This window comes from Planctomicrobium aquicomposti (assembly GCF_051466325.1).
Classification (GTDB): domain Bacteria; phylum Planctomycetota; class Planctomycetia; order Planctomycetales; family Planctomycetaceae; genus Planctomicrobium.
The window spans coordinates 2,538,617-2,563,512 of sequence record NZ_CP195792.1 but is presented as its reverse complement, the minus strand read 5'-3'; the positions used below and the strand labels follow the sequence as shown (position 1 = coordinate 2,563,512).

Annotated in this window: 14 protein-coding genes; all 14 read left to right on the top strand. The window is 55.0% G+C overall.

Features of this window, described 5'->3' with window-relative positions; translation table 11 throughout:
* Positions 1-17 precede the first annotated feature (17 nt).
* On the top strand, positions 18-3,440 hold the full coding sequence (locus SH664x_RS09870; protein WP_437207096.1) for a DEAD/DEAH box helicase family protein: 3,423 nt from the start codon (positions 18-20) through the stop codon (positions 3,438-3,440).
* Between the two features lie 84 nt (positions 3,441-3,524).
* Positions 3,525-5,108, top strand: coding sequence for an N-6 DNA methylase (locus tag SH664x_RS09865; protein WP_437207094.1), 1,584 nt, complete (start codon positions 3,525-3,527; stop codon positions 5,106-5,108).
* On the top strand, positions 5,105-6,292 hold the full coding sequence (locus tag SH664x_RS09860) for a restriction endonuclease subunit S (RefSeq protein WP_437207092.1): 1,188 nt from the start codon (positions 5,105-5,107) through the stop codon (positions 6,290-6,292). The genes SH664x_RS09865 and SH664x_RS09860 overlap by 4 nt, the downstream gene beginning before the upstream one ends.
* Positions 6,293-6,306: 14 nt before the next feature.
* A complete protein-coding gene (locus tag SH664x_RS09855) occupies positions 6,307-6,909 on the top strand; it encodes a hypothetical protein (protein ID WP_437207091.1) in 603 nt (200 codons plus the stop codon).
* A gap of 36 nt (positions 6,910-6,945) precedes the next feature.
* Positions 6,946-7,842 (top strand): hypothetical protein, encoded by an 897-nt coding sequence (locus SH664x_RS09850; RefSeq protein ID WP_437207090.1) that lies wholly within the window; start codon positions 6,946-6,948, stop codon positions 7,840-7,842.
* A 114-nt stretch (positions 7,843-7,956) separates the two neighbouring features.
* Entirely contained in the window at positions 7,957-8,853 is an 897-nt protein-coding gene (locus SH664x_RS09845) for a hypothetical protein (RefSeq protein WP_437207088.1), read from the top strand.
* 37 nt (positions 8,854-8,890) lie between these two features.
* On the top strand, positions 8,891-9,532 hold the full coding sequence (locus SH664x_RS09840; protein WP_437207086.1) for a hypothetical protein: 642 nt from the start codon (positions 8,891-8,893) through the stop codon (positions 9,530-9,532).
* A 49-nt stretch (positions 9,533-9,581) separates the two neighbouring features.
* Entirely contained in the window at positions 9,582-10,370 is a 789-nt protein-coding gene (locus SH664x_RS09835; protein ID WP_437207085.1) for a hypothetical protein, read from the top strand.
* 214 nt (positions 10,371-10,584) lie between these two features.
* Complete coding sequence (locus tag SH664x_RS09830; protein WP_437207084.1) at positions 10,585-11,205, top strand: hypothetical protein; 621 nt, start codon at positions 10,585-10,587, stop codon at positions 11,203-11,205.
* A complete protein-coding gene (locus SH664x_RS09825; protein WP_437207083.1) occupies positions 11,202-12,245 on the top strand; it encodes a hypothetical protein in 1,044 nt (347 codons plus the stop codon). The genes SH664x_RS09830 and SH664x_RS09825 overlap by 4 nt, the downstream gene beginning before the upstream one ends.
* A 60-nt stretch (positions 12,246-12,305) precedes the next feature.
* On the top strand, positions 12,306-13,301 hold the full coding sequence (locus tag SH664x_RS09820) for a hypothetical protein (RefSeq protein ID WP_437207081.1): 996 nt from the start codon (positions 12,306-12,308) through the stop codon (positions 13,299-13,301).
* A 74-nt stretch (positions 13,302-13,375) separates the two neighbouring features.
* The gene (locus SH664x_RS09815; RefSeq protein WP_437207079.1) at positions 13,376-14,107 is read left to right on the top strand and encodes an ASCH domain-containing protein; all 732 of its coding nucleotides are present in this window, start codon (positions 13,376-13,378) and stop codon (positions 14,105-14,107) included.
* A gap of 69 nt (positions 14,108-14,176) precedes the next feature.
* The gene (locus SH664x_RS09810; RefSeq protein WP_437207077.1) at positions 14,177-18,508 is read left to right on the top strand and encodes a hypothetical protein; all 4,332 of its coding nucleotides are present in this window, start codon (positions 14,177-14,179) and stop codon (positions 18,506-18,508) included.
* Complete coding sequence (locus SH664x_RS09805; protein WP_437207076.1) at positions 18,505-24,849, top strand: DEAD/DEAH box helicase; 6,345 nt, start codon at positions 18,505-18,507, stop codon at positions 24,847-24,849. The genes SH664x_RS09810 and SH664x_RS09805 overlap by 4 nt, the downstream gene beginning before the upstream one ends.
* The last annotated feature ends 47 nt before the right edge of the window (positions 24,850-24,896 follow it).

The following is a 24,896-nucleotide window of genomic DNA, read 5'->3' as shown; positions in this document are numbered from 1 at the left end:
TGGAATCTGACCAACTCATGAAGTCAATCAACTTCGAGTTCCTACGACCGAAATGGCCGGAACTCGCGGGCCTGGGAGGGTTCGCCGAGGCGTACGCCCACTCCGATCCGCTCGGGGCCATCGGAAAGCTGCGATCTTTCTGTGAGCAGGTCGTTGATAGAGTGCATCATGATCTGAGATTACCCCGACCTCCACGGGCCAATCTCATGGACCTGCTGGAGAATCAGCCATTCCGGGATGTCGTCCCCAATGTGGTCCAATCAAAGCTGCACGCTCTTCGAATCGAGGGCAACAAGGCGGTTCACGGCAGCCGAGGGGACACCACTTCCGCGCTGCGGCTTTTAGAGGACGCCTTCAATGTCAGTCGATGGCTCTATCTCACCTATGCCAAGGGAAGCATCGACAACTGTCCCAGTTTTGCCAATCCTCCGGAGGGAGGGGTGGAGGGTCTCGAACGGAGGCGTGAAAAACGGGCCATACTGGAGCGGATCGCCGCCCAAGAATCGCAAATGCAGAAGCTGCTCAGCGATTTGGAAGATGAGCGAAATCGGGCGCAGCAGGCGGAGCTTTCTAAAACAGAGCTTGAGCAGCAAGTTGCCATTGCCGCGAGTTCTGGCGAGAAATCGCTCGCCGAATTGGAGCAAGTCGATCCGTTAGCCTTCAGTGAAGCGGAAACCCGCCGCTATCTGATCGATTTGATGCTGACGGAAGCCGGATGGCAGGTCGGTCCCAATGAGGAGGATTCTGACCAGGTCCAGAAAGAGGTTCGAGTTCCATTCCAGCCAACCGATTCAGGCGAGGGCTTCATTGACTACGTACTTCTGGACGACAATGGCAAACCACTCGCGATCATCGAAGCGAAAAAGACGGCTAAGAATGCCGAAGATGGCCGTACGCAGGCGCAGCTCTATGCCAACGGTCTGCAGCAGCAGCTCAATCTCTCCTCTGCAGAGCGGCCAGTCCTGTTTTGCACGAACGGGTACGATGTCTGGATCTGGAATGATGCCGAGAAGGAGCCGCCGAGAAGGATTTACGGGCTCTATTCGCGAGACAGTCTGCAGTACCTTCATCGCCAAAGGTCGCAGAAGAAATCACTCGATAATGTGGCCGGAAACCCTGAAATCGCCGGCCGCATGTATCAGCTGGAAGCTGTCAGGGCCGTCGTCGAACGGTTTGCGGAAAAGAAACGGAAGGCCCTGATTGTCCAGGCGACCGGAACCGGCAAAACACGGGTCGCCATTTCGTTGTCCGATGCCCTGATCCGGGCCGGCTGGGCCAAGCGGATTCTGTTTCTCTGTGATCGCCGGGAACTCCGCAAACAGGCCCACAACGCCTTCAAGGAATTCCTGCCTTCCGAACCGCGAACGTACATTACTGCCGCGACCTCCAACGACCGGAATCAACGCATCTATCTGGCGACTTATCCAGCCATGATGAAGTGCTTCGAAGCCTTCGACATCGGTTTTTTCGATCTCATCATCGCCGACGAGTCCCATCGGAGCCTGTTCCGCCGTTACAAGGTGATCTTTGATTATTTCGACTGCTACCAGGTTGGCCTGACCGCTACGCCGGTCAACGAGCAGACGCTCGGACCGTACTATCGGAACACATTCAAGATGTTCCAATGCGACGACCTGAACCCTACGTTCAATTACGACTACGCCGAGGCGGTCGACAAGGGATTCCTCGTTCCGTTTCGAGTCGACACTCACACCACGCAATTCCTGCGGAAAGGCATAAAGTATGCAGAACTCTCTGAGGATCAACGGGCACAACTGGAGGACGACGGAGAAGATCCCAGCCTGTTCGACTATGACCCCAAGGAAGTTGACAAAGCCATCTTCAACAAGGACACCTGCCGGAAGATTCTGCGAAACCTGATGGAGAACGGCATTCGAGTCGCGGACGGCAGTCGACTCGGCAAAACGATCATCTTCGCCCGCAGCCACGACCACGCAGTGCTGCTCCAGAATCTTTTCGACGAGATGTACCCTCAATACGGCGGAAACTTCTGCCGGGTGATTGACACCTATGACTCCCGAGCAGAAGAATTGATCGACGATTTCAAGGGGGAAGGGAACAATCCGGATCTGACCATCGCGGTCTCCGTTGACATGCTCGACACGGGCATCGACGTCCCCGAGATCGTCAATCTGGTTTTTGCAAAACCTGTCTTCTCCTACGTTAAGTTCTGGCAGATGATCGGACGCGGAACCCGTCTCTGCCCGAACTTGTTTGGGCCAGGAAAGGATAAAACTGAATTCCAGATCTTCGATCATTGGGGCAACTTTGAACGCTTCGACGAAGGTTACGAGAAGGCCGAACAGGCGCGCTCAAAGTCTCTGGTCGAAACGGTCTTCGAGGCCCGACTGAATCTGGCTCAAACGGCACTCCAGATTCAGAGCGGCGATGCCTTCGATCTGGCCATCTCTCTGATCGGTAAAGACATCGCATCTCTGCCCGAGAAAAGCATCCCAGTCAAAGAGAAGTGGAAGCAGATCAACAGCATTCGGAAAGCTGAGACCCTCCAACAGTTTGACGCTGCTACCCAGGCCACGCTCCGTCAAGACATCGCTCCGCTGATGGAGTGGGTCAATATCACCGGCCACGAGGAAGCCCATCGGTTCGACCGTCTCATCGCCCGGATGCAGGTCGAATTGCTGCGAAAATCTAGCCGGTTCGAGGATCTCAAGGACGAACTGCTGAACCTTGTCAGCAGTCTGCGGATCAACCTCAGCCAGGTGAAGGTCAAGCTGCCGTTCATTGAAAAGCTGAAGGGAGCGGAGTTTTGGAAAGACGTCACAGTCAGCGATCTGGAAACGATCCGCACCGAACTTCGCGGCGTCATTCAATATCGGCGGATCGACAATCCCAATCCACTTCCTCCCAAAGTCATCGATGTCGCCGAAGACGAAGCCCTCATCGAGCGCAAACGCCATAAGGTCAAGCTCGATGGCCTGGACATGGTCGCCTATCGCAACCGTGTCCTGAAAGTGCTGCTCGATATCTTCGACAGCAACGCCACATTGCAGAAAATCAAGGCCGGTCAGCCCGTTGACCAGAACGACCTCGAAGCCCTGTGCTCGCTCGTCCTCACCCAGGAACCGGGCCTCGATCTGCACGATCTGACCGATTACTACCCGCAGGCCAAAAGCCTCGATCACGCCATCCGCAGCGTCATCGGAATGGATGCCCAGACCGTCCAGCAGCGTTTCACCCAGTTTGTCCAGGCCCATCCCAATCTGGCATCGCATCAGATCAGGTTTCTGGACCTGCTGCAGAATCACATCAGCAAATATGGCTCGATCGAGATCGATCGTCTCTACGAGCCGCCATTCACCAACGTACATCATGAAGGACTGGAAGGGGTCTTCACCAACGGCCTCGCCACCGAACTCCTCCAGATCCTTGAATCATTTCAGCCGCCCAGCGAAGGCTGAGCAAATCTCCGTTACTCGCGAACGCCAACCGCGTTCCTTTCGTCAGCCATCGCACCGTACGACCACTGAGGACACCTGATCAGGATGATTACCGGCACCTTGAAAGCTCAAGTCAACAAACTGTGGGAAGAGTTCTGGACCGGAGGGATCACCAATCCCCTGACGGTCATCGAACAGATCTCCTTCCTCGCATTCTCGCGCCTGCTCGATATGCGAGAGAGTCGCGAAGAGCGCAAATGGAAACACACAAAAGAGGGACGGGCAGGCAAGCCGTTCCCCGGCAAGCTGTTTCCTCCCGAAGAAAAGGGCCAGAAACTCCGCTGGTCGCACTATCGGCACATCGGCAAGGGGGATGAACTGCTCGCCCACATTCGCGACAAGGTCTTCCCTCACATGAAATCGTTGGGAAAAGACGCCAACGGCGAAGCGACCACGTTCGGCAAATACATGGCCGACGCTCAGCTGATGATTCAAAAGCCCAGCCTGATGATCTCCGCCGTCGAAATGATCGACAAGCTCCCCCTGGCCGATGCCGACACCAAGGGAGATCTCTACGAATTCCTCCTCGGCAAGCTGACCACCGCTGGCATCAACGGCCAGTTCCGCACCCCCCGGCACATCATCAAGATGATGGTCGAACTCGTACAGCCCGAACCGGACTGGACCATCGCCGACCCCGCCTGCGGAACCGGCGGGTTTCTCGTCGCTGTCCGCGAATACCTTCGCCGCACATACACGTCCCCGGAAGGGAAAGTCGTCGAGACCAATGCCGACGGTGAGCAGGAAGTCACCTACAGCGAGGATCTGCTCGAACCGTATCGCAAGCATGTCGACAAAGACATGTTTTTCGGTTTCGACTTCGATGTCACCATGCTCCGCATCGCAGCGATGAACCTCATGCTGCACGATGTCGATCAGCCAAACATCAGCTATCAGGACACCCTCAGCAACTCCTTTAGCGACGCACACCCCAAGCTGGCCGCCGACGCCTATGATCTGGTGCTGGCCAATCCGCCGTTCAAGGGGAGCCTGGACGAGGCAGATGTCCATTCCTCGCTCACCGGCAAGGTGAAAACCAAGAAGACCGAACTGCTGTTCCTGGTCCTCATGCTGCGGATGCTCAAGCTGGGGGGCCGCTGCGCGGTGATCGTTCCTGACGGCGTGCTCTTCGGCTCCTCGAAAGCCCACAAAGCCCTGCGGCAACTGCTGGTGGATGATCATCAGTTGGAAGCCGTTGTCAAACTCCCGGCAGGGGTCTTTCGACCATACGCGGGTGTTTCCACTGCAATTCTGCTCTTCACCAAGGGGGGCAAGACGACAGACGTCTGGTTCTATAACGTGGAGACCGACGGGTTCACGCTGGACGACAAACGGGACAAGATCGGCAGCGAGACTGACTTTCAGGACGTGGACGACGTGCCGCAGCAATGGGCCAAATGGAACGGCGGGAAAGGAAAGAAACATTTCTCCGACCGCACCGGCAAAGCGTTCTTCGTCCCGAAGAAAGAGATCGCTGAGAACGACTACGACCTGTCGCTGAACCGGTACAAGGAGATCGTCCACGAGGAAGTGAAATACGACTCGCCGAAAGTGATCCTGAAACGGCTCAAGAAGCTGGAAGCCGAGATCGCGAACGACCTGGAGGAACTGGAGGCGATGCTCGGATGAAGAACTCGCTTACTTCCAACACTTGGGCACCGGCACCTTTGTCGGAACTTGTTGCCGATACTCGATCAGGATTTGCAAGCGGAGATCGCGATGATGCTGGAATCATTCAGATCCGGATGAACAACGTCGACACATCGGGGGCGCTCAACCTCACTCAGGCAACTCGGGTTCCTGCATCCCGAAAACAGATCGAGGAGTTTAGTCTTCGACCCGGAGACGTTTTATTCAACAATACAAATAGCACGGATTTAGTAGGAAAGACGGCCGTTTTCCTCGGACACCGCGAACCCGTGGTTTTTAGCAACCACTTCACGAGAGTGCGCGTCAAATCCGACATCCTCGAACCACGGTATTTGGGCCGATGGCTGACGTATCAACAGCAGCGCAAGGTCTTTACAGGACTATGTACTCGATGGGTCAATCAGAGTGCCGTGCGAACCGACAAGTTGCTCGGGCTCAAGATCCCCCTGCCGCCGCTGGCTGAGCAGAAGCGGATCGCCGACATCCTCGACAAGGCCGACGCCATCCGCCGCAAACGGCAGGAGGCTGTTCGAATGGCGAAAGAGGCGTTACTTACGTCCACCTTCCGTGCTGGACTGGGCGATCCCCATACAAATCCTCATCGTTGGCCGATCGAAAAGCTGGGGAATGTGATCACTTTTGTAGGTGGCTCACAGCCCCCCAAAAGCACTTTCGTTAACGCTCCGCGTCCTGGGTATGTGCGACTGATCCAGATTCGCGACTTCAAGACTGACAAGTATCCGACCTACATTCCAGCAGAACTGGCAAAGCGCCCCTTCAAAAGCGACGATGTCATGATCGCGCGATACGGACCGCCAGTATTCCAGATACTGAGAGGTCTAGAGGGCAGCTACAATGTCGCCCTAATGAAGGCCGAGCCAACCAAGCGAACAACCAAGGATTTCATCTTCCATTTGCTTCAAATACCAGAGATTCACGACGTAGTCGTTGCCCATTCGGAACGCACTGCGGGCCAGAGTGGTACGAACCTGGATCTGTTGAAGAACTTAGAAGTCCCCATACCGCCCATCGAATCCCAACTTCGTCTCAACGACGAAATGCGATTAATCGAAGGCTACATTGCATCAACACAGACTCATCAAGATGATGCCGACGGCCTCTTTTATTCTCTTGTCCAACGTGCCTTTCGCGGAAATCTCTGACTTCAGGAGCGGGCATGATCGAAATCTCTCTGACGCGGTTCATCGACTTCACGATAAAAAGCGGGTCGCCGAAGTTCACGTCCCTGCGAGAAACGAAGAAGCAATCTGCTGACGGCTACGATCCCGTCACGGACTACTACAAGCAGATTCGCGATGCGATCGTGGCGCACCACCGCAATGGGAAGTCATTTTCGACCATCGAGACCATTGCGGCGAACGTCTCGAACAAGTCAAAGCGAGATAACTATCCGGAGATTGCCCAAGGGTATAAGAAATTCCTTGGGAGAAAGCAGGTCACGTGGTTCAAACCTCCCCAAGCCGACTGGACTGCTCACGGGGTGTCTGTGTCGGTCAATCCTGAACTCGGCTTGGAATTCAACGGGGCCAGGAATGTCATCAAGCTCTATTTCAAAGGCCCGGAACCCAAAAAGCTTGAAGTTCGGGGGATCTTGTCGCTGATGGATGCGAACCTTCAAAACTCCACACGCACGCTCACGATGGGACTACTGGACGTCCGACGGGGAAAGCTCATCACCGACGAACCACCCGATGGGAATCTCCTCGCCCTGATGCAAGGGGAAGCAGCATCCATCGCCGCCATGTGGCCGTCGCTGTGAAGAAAAGTCGAGGTGGAATCGGAATGACGTGGGCACATGAGTACAGCGACCACAACTGATGAAATTGAATCGGTTTCGCTTCGGCTGCGAACCCCCGAATCGACGGCGGACGCAGCTGCGGTTGCATCGATGTTGCACGCCCTCGTCGTACTCATTGAGGAAACGAACGAGAGAATCGGCGACCAGCGAGAAATTGCAATACGGGTTCGGCCCTTCGAAGAGGGCAGCCTTGAGATTCCGTTTGATCTGATTGTGTACGGAGGCCTGGGGCTTTTAGCGCTCAATGATGTGGCATCAAGAATACTCAAGACGATCCAGCAAGCCGTTGATCTGAAGAAGTCGTTGCAGGGGAAGCCGCCGGAGACATTGTCAACGGAATCGCCGTCCCAAAGCCCAACAATAGTGAACTCAGGCGACAATGTTGTCATCAATATCGTTCAGAACCCGCAGGTGACTGCAGCTTTGCATCAAGCATTCGTTGACATCGAAAAGGACAAAGCCATCGACGGCGTCCAGCTTGTGAACAATGCAACGCAGGAAGAAATCGTCAACATTTCCCGACAGGAGTTCCCATACTTCAAGTACCCAGACATTGGTGAAGATGAGGAACTACCTGATGAACGGATTCGTGGGGAACATACGACGCTCGTCGTCCACTCTCCCGTTTTGGCGGGCAAAGCAAAGTGGAAATTCCTATACGAAGGTAAGACGATTTCCGCGTCGATGGCCGACGAAGCATTCCGTGAGCGTGTGCGGGGACGCGCCGAGCAATTCGGGGCCGGGGACCGTTTACAGGTGCTATTGGAGATTGGCGAAAAGTACGACGAGTCAACGTCGGCTTACCGCCGTACTGGGCAGTATGTCGTCAGGCAGGTTCTGAAGCATTCACCCCCTCCTCCGAAACGTCAGCAAAAAGAACTTTTCGAGGAATAGCGAGGCGTACTCCGTTCTTTTTCACATCCGACGAGAGTGGTGGAATGATGTCATTCCTTGGAACGTTCAAGCAAATTAGGTCTCCTCCAAAAGTAGACAACTGCGAAAAGGAAGATGATGGCTGATCCAATCGTGATCGAACTCCAACGGCTCGCCAGCGACGGCAAGTGCCCTGTGGACGAACTGCTCCGCAAGGCACTGATTGTAGCAACGAAACTTGCCATTGAAGACTTCAGCCAATGGATCAACAGCGAATTACACGGCTACACCGCCGGAAGCGAGGTTCCCGAATATCGACGTGCCCAGGCATCGCTGCATGTATTCAATAACGTTCAACGACGGCTGATTCCTTACTACCTTCCGGAAGATCTGGACGAAGAACTTACTCGGGTTCCCATGATGCAACCACTCGCCGATTTGGTGGCATTGGCGGCAAGTGAATCGTCAACATTTCAGGTACAGATGCCGCCAGGCGTCCGCAACTTGTTATTGGAGGGACAGGGGCAATTTCCAATGGAGCCCGTGATGCAGATGTCACGAATTTATGTGGTCAGGGCTCTCGATGCTGTCCGTAACACCATTCTTGAATGGTCTCTTCGGCTGGAGAAACAGGGGATTCTTGGTGAGGGGATGAGATTCACGTCTGAAGAGAAGGCCATCGCGATGACGAGCCAGAACATCCATATCAACAGCTTTCAGGGAATTCTGGGCGATGTCGCCGGCAGTACGGTCACCCAAAACTTGAACATGTCCATCAAGGCAGGGGACTTCAACAGTCTCAAGCAGCGATTGACTGAAGCGGGAATCACGGCTGAAGACCTCGAATCTTTGAAGGAAGCCCTCAATGCAGACCCGAAACCGACTTCCCCTTCCGGCTTCGGCCCGAAAGTCAGTGCCTGGATCGGAACCATGATGACCAAGGCTGCCAGCGGAGCCTGGGACGTGACGGTCGCCACCGCTGGAAATCTGATCCCCGCCGCCATCACCGCCTACTACGGCCTCGGCGGATAGTAACCTTAAATGTGCAAGATGCAGAGGATATCAAGCCATGAATAACATGACCGTGAAAGACTATCAGGAGTTGGTTGACCTCCTCGACGGCCGCATTGATGAGCTGACGAAGCCAATTCCAAGCCGCCAGATTCTTCGGTTCGCGGAAGCCATTCAGTCCGCCGATCGGGGGGACCACGAATCTGCGGGAACCTACAGCGAAGAAGACTACAGCAACCTATTGAACGCTCAAATCATCGTCAATGAACTGCTCCCTCCGATTCTGGAGGTGATCCGCGCTCGTTCGATCGACCCAGAAGAAGGTTGGCGGTTCGAGTCTGTGACGGCAGGAGATGGGGATCATGGGAAATGTGCCATCTGTCGCAGGCCGTACCAGCACATTGAACACACCGTCAAAGTTCACTGTCTCGATATGCACGCGAACGCGTTTCACGGCGTCTGTCGTCGCTGTATCCGGGAATATGCTCCGTTGGAATTCGTCGAGCAGGACGGCGTTGGGGAATGGCTCAAGCAAAACCGCTACGTCTGCGAGTCAGTCGAGAAGGATCAGAAGCGAGAGGGACAACGGGTCGATCTGATCGACGCCATTCGCGAACATGCCGAGTCGACGCACTATTTTAGCGACATCGTCAGGAAGGCTCCTGACTGGTCCAAAGGCGCGTTCGGTGAATGGCGGTAATTTCGCGTCCAAAGGAGAGCATGCCAGGCCATTTTCCGGTTGACGCGATATGAAGCCAAACATCTCCGAGTTCAGCTATGGCTTCGCGATCACCCACGAACTGCTCCACTGTCTGCCGGGAATCGTGGCTGCGCCGGTGTTCCCCTCTCTCTATCAGGAGGGGCAAGCGGGGTTCGGATATGACGTGATGATCCAGGCAGGGGGAATCCCGCTGTTCATTCAGTTCAAGCTGAGTGATTACATGAAGCGGTCGACCGCGGCTGAGTCTCGCGCCGGCCTGCTGACCTGCCCATTCTACCGGATGCACTTGCGGCCGAAACGCCTGTCGCAGCAACACAGCGAACTGCTGAAACGCGACCAGGCCGGGGATCTCGTCTTCTACGCGGCCCCTCTGTTTCATGAGCCCGTAGAATTCAATGAAGCATACCGGACAGAGACCACGGTCGACCGCTCAGTCTGGATTCCGCCGACCGCCATCGGCGATCTTCCGGATGACGATGACCATCACGTCGCTTTCCGGAACGCCGGCCCGGCCTACCTGTGCTCGACCCCCGTCCTGATTCAACAGCCGATCACTGCTGCCGCGATGGTGAAACGGGTTATGTCCGCACTCCCGGACCGGCAGATCGCTGCCCAGCAGACGCTGGAACGCATCAAAACACTTCTTGAGGAGATCTTGGAAGGTGACGCTAAGTCTCAACGAGGCTTGATTCCCGAAGATGAGGAATCACAGGTCTATTGGCGACGCAGGAACCTGCACCCGCTGGATCGCCTCGCCCTCTACTCCAGGCAGGTCCTGGATACCCAGTTGTACCTCGTTCGACGTCGTGAAGCGTAACGCGAGGCAGAATGTGGCATTACACAAATACCATTGTCCTCAAACAACTGTCGATGTGGCTTTCACGCCGTGAGATGGTAACTGGCCCATCGGTGGCCTGAGAAAACACTGCATTTCTGAAATCTTTGATCCCGCGTCAGGACTGGCACGTTCAATGCAAATTGGAAGGGAATATCATCGACCACCACTTGTTTGACGCCATGCGGGCGGAGTCATGCACGATTATTCCATGCGGGGGCACCCGCGCGAGAGAATCATTTTCTATCTGGCAATCGGAGCATCGACGCTCCTCCCGGTCATCACCGCGATCAGCGGATGGATTGGGATTGGCCTGGCGGTCACGAGCTTCACGCTCTTCAGTGTCTTGTTTCTCGTTTTTGATCGTTACCTGTGGAAGTTGTCGCTGATCCGACGACTTCTCGGACTTCCTGATTTGAACGGAAAGTGGCATTGCCAAGGTGAACGGTTTGATTCGGACGGGAACCCCGCACAGACATGGACCGGGACCGTCACGATTAAGCAGACTTGGTCTCGCTTGTCAGTTGCGATTTGCACAGACACTTCTCGCTCCACAAGCGGACCAGCGAGCATCACGGCAGACGATGGCCACGGCATCCGGCTGCTCTACAACTATCAAAATGAACCCAGGCCGGGGCAACCGGTCCTGTCTCCGCATCACGGGACGTGCGAGCTGATCTTTGATGAGGCATGCACATCTGCCACGGGAATGTATTTCAACGATCACAACAGGCGCAGCTTCGGCCAGATGAAGCTCACTCGTATCACGGTGCCGACCAAGGAGCAGACAGAGAAATGCAAGGACCACACTACATGACCGGAACTCGTTTGCAACGGCTCCGTGAGCGACGCATCGACCCGCATGAGCCGACTGAGAAGTACGCGCGGGCCAATGAAGTTTACGAACGGATGTCCGAATCGAGTAGCGCCATCAAGTATGCGATTGGTGCGATGCAGCCGATTGATCCGACATACACGGACAACACTTTCCGCGAAGGTGATCGCGTCCGCAATCAGCTTGAGAAGTACCTCGGCGGACAGGGGATTATTTGTGAGTATGACTATCAGGGCTCCGTAACCAATGACACGCACATCAAGGCGAAAAGCGACATCGACCTATTGACACTTCATTGTGCCTTCGTGTCGCTGGAGCCCCCACAGAGGCCATCGTATCCATATCAGGGAGATCCGGTCGAGGACCTCGTCATTTTGCGTCGAGCGAGCACCCGCGTGCTCATTGAAAACTTCCCAGAAGCGACGGTGGACAGCAGTGGTTCAAAATCCGTCTCCATCGAGGGAGGCTCGCTCAGACGGAAGATCGATGTGGTGGCTTCGAATTGGCACGACACCAATGAATATGCGAGGTCTGGCCTGAAGCGGGATCGGGGAATTCACATTTTGGACGCCCACAAGCGGGTCCGTCTGGCCAATCTCCCATTCCTCCACAACGACCGCCTTCACAACAAAGACCAGCAGACTCTCGGCGGCCTCCGTAAAGCGATTCGGCTGCTCAAATCGTTGAAGTACGATTCTGATGCTGGTGTCGATTTGTCGAGCTATGACATCGCCGCGATCGTGTACTCGATGAACAACTCCCAGCTCACCGTCATGCACGGCATGGAACTACTCCTGCTGGAACGCTGCAAGCGTCATCTTGACCACCTGGCGGCAACTCAATGGATTCGCGACTCGCTGGACGTGCCCAATGGAACGCGGAAGATCTTCTGTTCCGAAGGAGCAACGCTTGCTGGACTATATCAATTGCAACGCGAAGTGGATCAACTTAAGCACGACATCGAGAATGACTTGTCGCGATCGTTCAGGAGGCTGGAGGCTGCCAGAATCGAGTATGCATAGATGTAAAAGAGGATCAACAACTTGTCACGCTGATCGGAAGACAACCTGAAAGGCTCGAAAATGCACCCCAACGATCTTCAACCCGGCGACGTTCTGCTCTACAGCAGCCAGACCCTCATCGGAAAGCTCATTCGGAAGTTGGATGGGACCGACGTCACCCATGCCGGAATCTATCTGGACAATGGCATGGTCGGGGAGGCCCTGATGGTGGGACAGCCCGGCGTGCATGCCAATCCCGTCGCGACCTCGTTTCAGGGGACCAACTGGATTGACGTCCGAAGGCTCTCAGGCCGGAATCTGAGCAGCCAACCGGTAATGAACGTTGCACAGCGCTACATTGCCGATGGAAACCGGTACGCCTATGCCGAGATCCTGCTGGTGGCAGCGATCTGCCTGACGAGAAAATTGAACCTGCAGGATTCTCTCCTAGGGAAAATTGCGTTCAAGGCGATGAACAAAGCGAATTCCTTCATTGCTCAGCTGACCGCCAGTGGAAAACAGCCGATGATCTGCTCGGAATTCGTCTTTCGCTGTTATGACGAAGCGGATGATGTCGACGACGATCCGTACAGTCTGGAGATCGGCTCGCAGGTCAGTTCAACCATGCGGAGACGATCCAACCGACGGCTGCGCCGCAGAGGGTTTTCGGCGCCGTCGGGAGACGATCTCCCGAATGTGCATCCGGATAGCCTCTTGGGAAAGTTGATGCGACAGCCTCAGAAGCTGGAACGGGCGACCATGGCAGCGGCTCCGGGAGTTCCGCCAGCTGACCAGGTCTCAGATGCCGAGCTTGCAGCACTGATTGAAGCCTATGTCGATGCTCCCAGGGCGGGCCGCGCCATGGCAGCTGCGGCAACGCCCGATGTCTCGCCAAACGATCTCGAACAAGCTGCCGCGGACTACGCCGCTTCGCTGCTGGCCAGCGACCAAATTCGCTACGGAGCCCCGATGGCAGGACCATTGGCAGCACAAGTGGGAGCAGCAATCGCAGATTTCGTCACGCCCGGTGATTTGCTAAAGTCGCCGAGTTTGCGGACGATAGGGCGTATCAGCTAGCCAATGGAACATGTGGCAATCTCACAGTTGAAGGAACTTCTCTCCACTTCATCCGGCATTCGAAGGCGGGCAACATGTCGACCCAGGAACTGACGGTGCTGTCGGTCCGGCAGCCGTGGGCTTCACTTTTGCTGACCGGTGAAGACTGGTGCGAGAATCGGAGTTGGGACACGAGGTATCGTGGACCGCTTTGGATTCATGCATCAGGAAAAGTCGACGCTGAAGAGTGCCGATTCTTCGGGATCGACAAGAAAAGCCTGACGACCTCATCCATCCTTGGCTGCGTCGAGCTTGTGGATGTCTTTCACATCGACGAACTGGCAAAGCGGCTCAAGCCACTCGTATCAAAGTACGAATTGAATGATGCCGTTGGTCCACATTTCGTGGTCGGGGATTTTTGCTGGATCGTCGCGAATCCCAGAGTGCTGGCGAGCCCAATTCCCTGTGGTGGCAAGCTGAACCTCTGGAAGACGACCGTCGAAGAACATCTCGTCCAAGAGATGGTCTCCTCACAGCCTCTGATCAAGCCCGAGTTCTATCCCGAATCAGCCACCATTGAAGACGCACAAATCATGGTAGACGGGAAGGGAGAAGAGATTTCGTTCATTATTAAAGATTGGATCAGTATCTACTTTCCAGACCGAGACGAAACGCTGGAGGCAGCGTTTCCGGATGAGGATGCTTATCTCACCGGCCTTCCGCATTTCCGAGCTGCCTGTGAGAAGGCATGGGAACTCTTTCCGGATGATTTCCTGCCAGACGTGCAGGAGTCTCTCCTCAGGACTGGTGCCAACAACGACTCCTGATCCAAGGCTTCAGGAATCGGCCCGAAAAATGGAGTTGAAATCTCAAGCGTAAGAATCACGACACTCAATATGTCAACGACATCAATGCCTGTTGATGACAAGTCGTTAGTCGATGCTCTTGAGCAAAACGAGTTTGACATTGTCGGACTCGTGGATGCCTGCGCTGACGAGAGCTGTGTTCAGCGATGTCTTCGCGAGATCTATTTCCAGATACTGCGACATCACACAGAGCCGTATTTACCCGATAAAGTGCTCCTGGCTCAAGTGCTTGTCGGGATGGTGAGTGTCGCTAGACAAGACTATGCAGCGGAGGGGCACCAGGAATATTGGCCGTTCTTGTTTAGCCGGATCCGAGAAGCGGTATTTGCCGATCCGGAGAAGTTCTGGGGTCAAGTGCTCGCTGGTCCGCAGTCTCAATCCCTGCTCGGGCGTTGGTTTCGTGAGGCTCTAGAATCATTCGGCTACAGCGTTCCAAGCGAAGGGCAGGCATATGTTGGACCGATTGTCTTTCACGCAGGAATGCCGAGTGCCTCGCTTCCGAGAGCGATGGCCGTCATCGGAATGGCCTGCGACCAATTCGGTCCCCAGGCAGTTACGCTGCCTTCTGATATTCGCTCACAGTTGGTGATCAACCATTTCCTTCATCGCAACGTTGAACGTCTGCTGTCCAGCAACCTGCAGGGAGCAACCCAGCTGTGGGGCTGCCTCGCTCGGGTTGTGCTGGCATGGAAGACTTTGGGGGATTGCAACGACGAGCTTCAGCAGCTGCCGCTTGCCTTGGACCCGGATGAAGTTCGTGCTGCGTTGCCGTCGGAATCAGAGACGCCGAGGGTAGCGCGAGCGGCGCTTCCTCAATTGCGATACGATCCTGAGACCGGCGAGATTCGGTTGACGTTCCCCAGCGATACCTCGACCAATTGGAAAGTCACGTCGGACCGACGTCCCATTGAACTTTTTTGGTCTCGCACGCATCTAGGACAGACCGCTGAATTCAACGGGCCGTTCCCTGAAAAGATCTCGGTTGATCCAACCACTCCCGCTGGTGGAACGGGGCGAGTGTTTACCCCCTACCCATCGGAGTGGCCGGGCTACTGGTTCCACGCGCATAACGGAAACCTCGAAGACGGTCTGGCCATTGATGCCAGTGGAATTGGCTCGGGACGATGGTACGTGGTTTTCGAAGGGACTCCCTCGAAGTGTTCAGTTCCCTTTGTCGCTCAGATCCAGTTGAAATGGAGCTGGTTTAAGGGCAATCAAAACTGGACTGCTTGGGAAGTAGAAGTCCCTCCTCGATCAGCCTCGCAGACGCATCTGGAATGGTTCGTCGGCGACAATTGCTTCCGCGTTCCCCTCGCACGACGTCCCGGCCCCCGAGTTGAGTTCGTCGATTCTTCAATCGCGCAGGCGGCAACACCAGATGGAAATCAGCTCGGCGTTTACGCGGCTGCTCCGACGGTGATCCTCCGGCGAGAGTTGCCAATTTCGCTGCAACTTCTCAAAGAATCGACTGATTCAGTTGCGGTGATAGTGCGAGTTGACCTGAAGCCTGAAACCGCTACTCGGCTGCCTGTTGAACAGGCTGGAATCTATCAGCTTCGTGAGTCGCGAGGCGTTGGTCGAACTCTTCTACGATTTGCGATTGTCCCTGGGTTGAAGATCCAGGGGCCAGTCACCGACTCCAAAAACCTCAGTGCTTCCGTCGTAATCTCCGCTGCGGACGACGCTGGCCAGATCTGCGACGATAGAGAAGCAGAGCTGACCAAAGATGGACGACATTGGATCATGCGATCCACAACAGTTGAGCCAATGCTCAAAGTAAGGTGGTGCTGGTCCACGGAAAGCATTTCGCCACTGACATTTCGCTGGCCCTTAGAAGCACTGCGCTGGCGAATCACTCACGCTGGCGACGAGTATTCGGGATGGACTCGTGAGCCGCTCTTCATCAGCCCGAAGACGGTCGCAGAGCGTGACGCACAGCTTGAAATTCAGACTCCCGCTGGCTCAGATTTGGAAATCAACAGAGAGGCATACACTGGCAGGGTTCAGACGGGTCCTTCTGGCAACACCTGCGTCTTGAGTCTGCTGTCGTACGGCGAAACGGTCGAACTGGAAAGCGAAGGCCAGCGGTATGCGGCTGTTTTTCAGAGCGAGCGTCCATTGATCGATTCCTTGCAGGGTGACTCGGACGCGGAATCACTGATTGTCACGTGGCAGTCCACCACTAAACAAGGTGGTATGGTGGTGGTCGCGTGGAACCCCTGCGATGTACTGTCATCTCCAAAGGCTTTCTCGCTCTCCGCACCGGAACTGGAATTCCGTGAGTGGTTGGCGGACTGCGATGACCTGCCGGGTACAGAGTGGACTTCCATCTCGCTCGCTCGATCTGCCGGTGGATTCTTCCAAAAAGTCCTCCACTTGGCAGCACGGCGGTCGGAGACACTGGAGCCGGCTTCTCTATTGCTGAGTCGTTCAACTGGAGAGGTCAGACTCAGCGTCGGCCGACCGGCTACGTGGCCGGAGTTTCTTCATCACATCTCGTTGATGCGCCTGAATCGCAGCGCATTTGAATGTGAAGGCATTGCCACATTGCTATCAGACGTGGTCTCTAGCAATGAATTCGAATTGGCGAGTGCGATTCGCCTCTTGGCCGACTTGGATAGAACGCTCGCAGAGCCATCCACGAATGATCGGGATCGCAACTGGGCACAGGCGATTCATCGTGCCGTGTTGACGCTCGTCCGTCGCGTCTCCAGAGACACCCCTGGTCTTGCCCTATCGGGGGATAATGCTCCCGAGATCTTCGTTTCGCTTCTGAGGTTGGGGATTCCCGTCGGACGCTTCTACCCGATTCGTTGGATTGCTACCGGCCAGCTGCCTGCCAACACCTTTGCATATCCACTGACCTACATTCGTGATCTGTGGTTGCTTGGCACGGGACGCAGGCTACTCGAACATCAGTTGAAACAATGCGGTGAGAGTCTGCCGCAACAGTTCGATGAGATGCAATCCGAAGCTGCAAGTCGAGTCTTGGAATATCACGAGAAACTCGACTTGCCGTCGATTTCCGCGTTTTTGCCACTGAGTCGCCGAACTGCAATGACCGCCAGCACTGACCTAGGACACCATCACAGTTTTGCCCTCCCACCTCTCCCGAACTCCTTGGAAACGCCGGATGAGCTTTGTGAGGTGCTGGGATTTGATGACAAGGCTCTGGACTGTCAAGCGACCTGCGACGACCAGTTCTTTGACACGCATTCACGCGGCAGTCAGGCGAATGGCGGTCGCGGACGAGGTCGCTCGACGTCACCTCCGTCTGGCTATTCGCTCTACTGGAGTGTTGACGAGAACCGATGGGCTATCGAGACCCTGAATCGGTCATCTCCAACGTGCTGCTTTACCAACACGCAGCCGCTAGTCGTTGAACCAATCCCTGCAAGGGAACTCGCCAACACAACCATCCTTGAATCACTAGCCACTTGGACGCACAAGGAAATCCTTACTCCAGAGCTGATAGCCGCATTCAACTTCCTCGACCGTTACAAGGATGTTCTTGTTGCCGATCCGACGAGCGGTCCTTTGCATGCAGAGATCTTCAAGCCAGGGGAATCGGAGGTCAAGGAGCTTTTTGGCCGCACGGTTCAGGTTGAAACTCGCGCTGGTCTTCCACCACTCGCACTGATTGCATGGCAACTTGCGTGGATAGACCGCATCTCAGCCTGGGAAGGCGAGAATGCTGGATTTGAACAGCCTGATGAAATTTCGGCGATCCAACGCGAATTCCTAAGTGCATTGGCGGTTGCCATCGCTCAGTGGCCGAAGTTGATGCAAAGGACAGTTGCACTCGCAGAACTCGTGTACTGGACGCTTTATCGCGGGGGACTCGGAGCTGCTGCACGATTCCGGAGTGATCACACTGAAAGTCAGATGTCCATATTGGAGACACTTCCCCAAGCCCACATTGGAACGATTCCTTCACCGGCTTCAATCATCAGGCCGACAGGAGATAGCGCAAGTGAAGTATCTGGAATTATTGTGGGCTACGACGCTGGCATCGGTATCGTTCTCCTGCATCACCGCAGTTCTCCTTCACTCGAAGCCACACTCCACGACTACGTGACCCAAGGCGATGCCGAGCAGCACTGGTTTGCAAGCTTCAGGTGGCCTTCCATATCCGAAGGCTCTCGCGAGCGGCTGCAGAGAATGCAGGCTCAGAAGGCAAATAATGGAGGTCACCACGAGCACTGTCACATGGCTGAGGTAATCTGCGGTATGCGTGTCACTTGCAAACTGCAAAAGAAGCCAAGGTGGGAGGCCGTTGAGATGGCCGTGGATTTCGGCACCAGAAAGGCTCACCTCCCAAAATACCGACGCCGCCGGCCCAATTTGATAGAAGACACATGAACCCAATTGACGTCGCCAATCGCCTCAAAAATCAGTACATCTCCTATTTGACCACCACGTTCGGTCTGAATGCAGGAATCGCTCAGCTATCTGAAAGATTCTCGGCATTACTTTCTGAACCGGGCCAGCTTCTGGCAGGTCCGTTTTTGGAAGCGACTGCACCCTATTTGCCAGGGGAACGAACATTGGGCCGTCTGGTCGAAGACGGTGTTCTTATTCCGCCGTTTGCAAAGCTCTTCTCGTCACCAGAGACGGGAGGAACGTCTCAAGCCACGACGGCTTCAACTGGATTTGGGTTGCGAGCATCGGTCGGACCTTCAAGGACGTCCCAGCGTGTAGCTCCTCGTCGCCGAGAGCGATTTCCGCGTGATCGCACACTGTATCGTCATCAGGAGCAGGCGATTGAACGGCTTTGTCGTGAGGCTAGTCGTTTCGATCTTGACCGCCACACAGTGGTGGCAAGCGGTACCGGCAGCGGTAAGACGGAATGTTTCCTCATTCCGTCTATCGACTGGATTCTGAGGCATCCAACACGAACTGGCAATGGAGATGTTGTCGGACGTGGAATTCGAGTCTTGCTCGTCTACCCAATGAATGCGCTGGTCAATGACCAGATTCGACGACTCACGCAACTTGTCGGTTACTGGCCGAGTCGAGGCGACCAGCCGATCCCAATCACGTTCGCACGCTATACAAGCGAAACGGCGAATACGCGGAAAGATGGGATGGACAGAGAGCCAAATGCACCCGCCAATCAACTTCTTGCCCGAGACGAGATCATCGCCAATCCGCCGGATCTGCTGATTACGAACTTTGCCATGCTTGAGCAGGCGCTGCTTCGGCCTCAGGAATCCCCGTTCTTTGACGACGTCGACGAATTCGCATGGCGGTTTTTGATTCTCGATGAGGCTCACAGTTACCGAGGAGCGCAAGGGATCGAGTTGGCGCGGCTGATGCAACGGGTTCGTGCTGCGGTGCGTCGTGGAAAACAGAAGCGAGGTGTCTCCGTTCATGATCCAGTCTGTATCGCAACAAGCGCAACACTTGCTGGTGAGAAAATGTCCTTTGACGAACGGCGAAAGAAGACCGCCGAATTCGCCGCAGCCTTGTTTGGGTTGGATTTTGATGAATCCGGAGTAATCTTCGCCGAACGTCTCGATCCCGCGTCAGATGCAGACCGCTGGGAATTTGATGCGGCTGATGCGGAGCAGAAGAGTGACAGTGCTTGGGCATCGATCCCGCCAGAAGCCCTGTCAGATCTCGATCGAACGGCTGATGACGAATTCTGGTCTGTGTTCAAGGGCATTGCGCCGGCACACATTTGGAATGAGGCCAAAACTCACGCGAAAGAGGATCGTCGGGCATTTCTCTATCACCTCTTGCGAAGGCACCCTCGGTTTCACTGGCTTTGGGAACGGGTGAAGGAAACACCCCAGCAGTTTGAGCGACTGGCATTGGAATGGTCCTCGGATCAGATTGAGGAATACTCATCTCACCTTGAACGGCTTGTATCGTCGTGCAACTCTGCCCGACGGTGCCCCGGTGAGCAGGCACTTCTGCCGTGCCGTTATCACCTGTTTGCAAGTGCGTTGGAGGGCTTTTTTGTCGACTTGGCTGGTGATGCGGAGCTTCCCGATCCGAAAATTCCATGGCAAGTTCCAGAACTCAGGGTGAGAAGCCTCGCAGTCACACGCAAGAAGCCGCCGGATCGTGTTGCGTTTGAGGTTTCACACTGTCGAAGCTGCAAATATCCATTCCTTTCAGTTGATCTGAACCCCCAAGCACAAGGACTCGACCAGCCACCGGTATGGAGCCGACCTGTTCAATTTTTGGCTTTTGCTCCCGACTCTGCGGATGGCTCCCATCTGGATGCGATCCGGGTTGATCTGCGAAACGGACAACTCGAAGGAGGCACATCGCCCGGAACTCCAATCTGGCGCACCCTGTATCGCGTCGGAGGAAGTTCCGATCACACGGATGTCCAGAAATGTCCCCATTGTGGTAGCGACCACCGCCATGGGCGGGTCACTGGTCGCTTTCAGACTGGTCAAGATGCGCCAGTCAGCGTACTCACTGAGTCCTTGTATGCTCTGCTTCCTGCTTTGACCTCACTTCAGCGAGATGAACTGCAGGCTGATTTTGCCCATAGATTCGGCGTCAACTCTGATCCGTTCACCGGAGGCGGCAGAAAACTGCTGGTCTTCAGTGACAGCCGTCAGAACGCAGCCTTCATGGCTTCGTACCTGCAGGATCACTCGCGAGAGGACTTGATTCGCCAAGTCTCATTTGATGCCCTGCGGGAACATGACCAGGCATTGTCTCTGAGCGACTGGGCAAATGGGGCCATCAAGCAGATCGAGCAGCGCGGATTGCAAGTCCCGTTCCTTCAGGACCGTGACCTTGCAGAGCTAAAGGATAGCCCGTACCAAGAATCGTACTTGTCAAGCGTCAGCGACAAGAAGAATGCCATTCTGAACTACGTCCTTCGTGAAATCTCGGGAACACAGCCATTGGTTCTGGAGGCACTTGGACTGCTTCAAGTTGAGTGGCCAGATGGAATTCGCGCCCTTTTTGAAGAACGGCAGGACGAACCACTGAATCTCGATTTTTCGTGGCCCGGACCACAGCTAACGCTGGGCCACTTGCGCGACCTCGTCGATCGCGTTATCCGGCTCATGAGACGACAGTATCTGATGACTGTCCCGTCGGGCGTCGAACGACCGGGATTTGCCTCCAAACAGCACTACTTGGTGAAAGAAAAACCAAGCGGTAGTGACGACATTTTGCATGGAATGTGGAACGCAGGCGGACAGGATACGATTTACGTCGACATGCTTCGACGCTGGGGAAAGAAACGAGGAGGAGCGGATGTCAGCGATACAGCCATTCGTCAATTCTTGACCTTCCTATTTGATGGACTTGTTCACGATTTTGGCGATCTGCTGGAATCGTCGCAACAGAGTGGTGTGCCCGCCATTGCCGTCCGACATGATGGATTGCGAGTCAGACGTCCTTCGCGACTGTGGCAATGCGCTGCGTGCGGAGCCTTCACGACGTCATTCCTGGACGGTGTTTGTGCTGAGCCACACTGCCAAGGTGAGATCGGAACAGTCGACCACTCAGATTTCCCTGAGAACGATTTTTCCAAGAACATGTTTACTGCGAGGTTCGTGAATGGGTCTCGCGTTGAACTTCGATGTGAAGAGCACACCGCCCAGCTTGCCTCAGAACTTGGCCAGCAGACTCAGGAAGCGTTTCAGTGTAGTCAGGTCAATGTCCTCTCCTGCTCCACGACGTTTGAGATGGGAATCGACATTGGTTCGCTTCAATCAGTTGTGCTTCGCAATGTTCCTCCAAGTACCGTGAATTACCTGCAACGCGCGGGGCGGGCTGGCCGCCGTGCTGACGCAGTGGCGTTTGTTTTGACGTACTGCCAAAGACGGCCGCATGACCAAACGTACTTCAAGAAACCTCAGAACATGATTGCTGGTGATGTCGATCCTCCCCGTATTGATTTGACAAACAAGAAAATCCTGCAGCGGCACTGCTTTGCAGAGATCTTGGCGGAATTCTGGGCTTGGCTTAGCCAACAAGTCGTTGGCGGCGAGAGAGAACGGTTCCGCATGTCAGGTACGGTGGGTGCGTACTTCGAAGATCGGCTTGATGGAACGAACTGCACCCCCGCCGATCACCTACGCAACTGGCTGATGGACAAAAGAAATCGTGAGATCTGCACTTCACGGCTTTCAAGCGCCTTTCCCGAACTTCGGGCGGCAGACGTCCAAAATGTCCTCGATTTGATTGCCGACCCTAATCCACAGGGCGACAACCCATTGGCGAAGGCATGCGATGATGCGGTTCATCTCGTAAATAGTTTTCGATCTGGAGAGGAACGGCATGAGAATCGAGCCTCACACCTTGCTGACGAGGCGATGGCAGCTCGGCAAGATGGAAAACAAGAACTGGAAAACACGCTCAAGGGTGAAAGAGAGTTGGAACTGAACCTAGCAAAGTCCTTCCGCAAACTCCTGAGACAGCAGCGTGATGAATTCCTGATTTCCTTCCTGATGAGTCGTGGAGCACTGCCAAGCTTCGCCTTCCCCGTGAATGTCGTGAAACTGCATGTCCTCCGAGAGGAATTCAATCCGAACCGATCAGCGAGAGACCCGTCACGATTGAAGTTCGAGCGCGACGGCAAGATCGGACTGGGCGAATACGCGCCCGGTGCGGAGGTCGTTGCGGGTAAGAGGATCTACCGTTCAGTCGGACTGCGAAAATTTCCTGCCCTAGAATTCGATCCTACAAACTGGTTCCGCTGGTGCAATCACTGCAACGCTCTTGAGGCATGGCCCCAAGGGACCGAAAAACCTGACGACGTGAAGCCGGAATGTACAACGTGCGGCCAGCCCTTGACCTCCGGCAACGATCGGCCGCTTCAATGGGTAGCACCTCGATGGGGATTTGTCACCGATGTGAAAGAAAAAGGTAAAGAGCCACGTGGGCAGCGGCCCGCGCGAATTCAGGCGACTCGGGCCTTTTTCCTTCGTTACTGGGGAAATTCAGAGAGTTCAGACAGCCATTCAACTGAAAATAGTGAGTCGTTTCCCACGAACGACAGCCCGACTCGCGTCGAAGGCAATTACCTCAGCGGACGAAGTCTTCTCGTGCTGAATCTCGGAGACTTTACCACCGACCGTCATGGCATCCCGCGACGGAAAGGATTCACACTGTGCGGTAAGTGTGGGCGAGTGCACTTTGACAAGAAGGATACGCCGCGTCGACACCGACCTCCTTATCACGATCGCGGCCAATCATGTCAGGGGCCGATCGAGATTGGCGGAAATTCTCAGGGACAAGCAGTTGCATTGGGCCATCGGTATGAAACCGATGTTGTGTGGCTTGAGTTTCACGGAACTGGGCATTCCCGAATCGATACGGGGTTCTGGCTAAGTCTGGCTTACGCCCTGACGAATGCTGCTTGCCGCGAGTTGAACATTGAGCGCTCGGATCTGGAAGCCACCACCGTACCACTTGAGGATCAGGCAGATCGTCATGCGGTCGTGATTTACGATGCAGTGCCGGGAGGTGCCGGTCACTGCCGTCGCATCCTTCATTCACTTCCAAAAGTGATTCGCCGGGCGCAGGAGTTGCTCGCTGGTTGCGATTGTGACCCAGACAGTACGGGCTGTTATGGATGTCTCTGCGATTACCAGAATCAGTTCGCGCATGACGAGCTATCACGCGGGGCACCACTCAAGTACCTGGGGGTGCTAGTTGATGCATTGGACTCTGGACATCCAAGTCCGTGGCGAGATATCAGTGCTTCACCGGGACGCGAAATGGTCGATTCTTTGATGTCAGCCGCAGCAACTGTATCTCTGGTTGTGGATGAGATTATGCCCGGCCCAATCCGAGGTCTGAATCGCGATTGGTTCGACGTCCTGAAGCAGCTTGCAAGTCGACCTTGTGGTGCCGACAAAGTCACGCTCATCCTGGGGAAAGTTCCAGCTGCAGGGTCTGCGGCATCGATGACCTTGGCCTATCATCGAGTTGCTGAGTTGAAGGCTCTCGGTGTAAATGTTTTGTCGTGTGAGCGGGGTGCCAGAGAGGTCGCCACGTTGTCTGTCTTTAACAGCGATGAAACCCTCAATACCGTCTGGAAATGGCCGTGGGATTGTCCTCTTGGTCCGGAAGTAGACGGCGTATGCAGAAATCGCCTGGGTAGAGAACATGAGGCCAATGAAGCAGTCGACGCCGCACCTTCAGCAAAGTCGTTAACACTTCCCGTTTTACGCGAGTTCAATGAGTTCACGCTTGAACCGGGCAAGCATCACAACTTCTTTTCACCGCTACTTCTTGGAAATCTGCTGAAGCACTTCATCGGCGGTGCTGTCATCATTGACCCTCACATCGTTCACGGTCCACAGCAAATTGCGGTACTCGAAGAGTTTCTCAAGGTACTTAAAGTTACGGATGACGCAGAAGTCATCGTGAAAGCTGGACGCGTTCGCGGAGACGAACGGAGAGCCAATTTCGCGAGCTGGCCAGAGCAGGATGCTGCAGCAAAGGCCATATCAGCGAAATTTGCATCCCATCGTCTCAAAGTCACGTTTCCCAATGACGGCTATTTCGTCGATCATGATCGAGTAATCTACTTGAATACGAAGAAGCCTAACGGGAATCAATTCTACAAGATCATCCTCGGACAAGGGTTATTCGGGTTCCATCCCACATGTCGACGGCGGTCGCACGGGGTATGGTTCGAGGTCGAAAAAAAGGACTGGGAAACGGCCAAAGGGTCTCTCAGTCCGAGTTCCACGCGAGAGTTCACTTCCACATAATTTCGACGCACCGATGTCCGATCCGGTAGCGACCAGTCCCTGCCCGT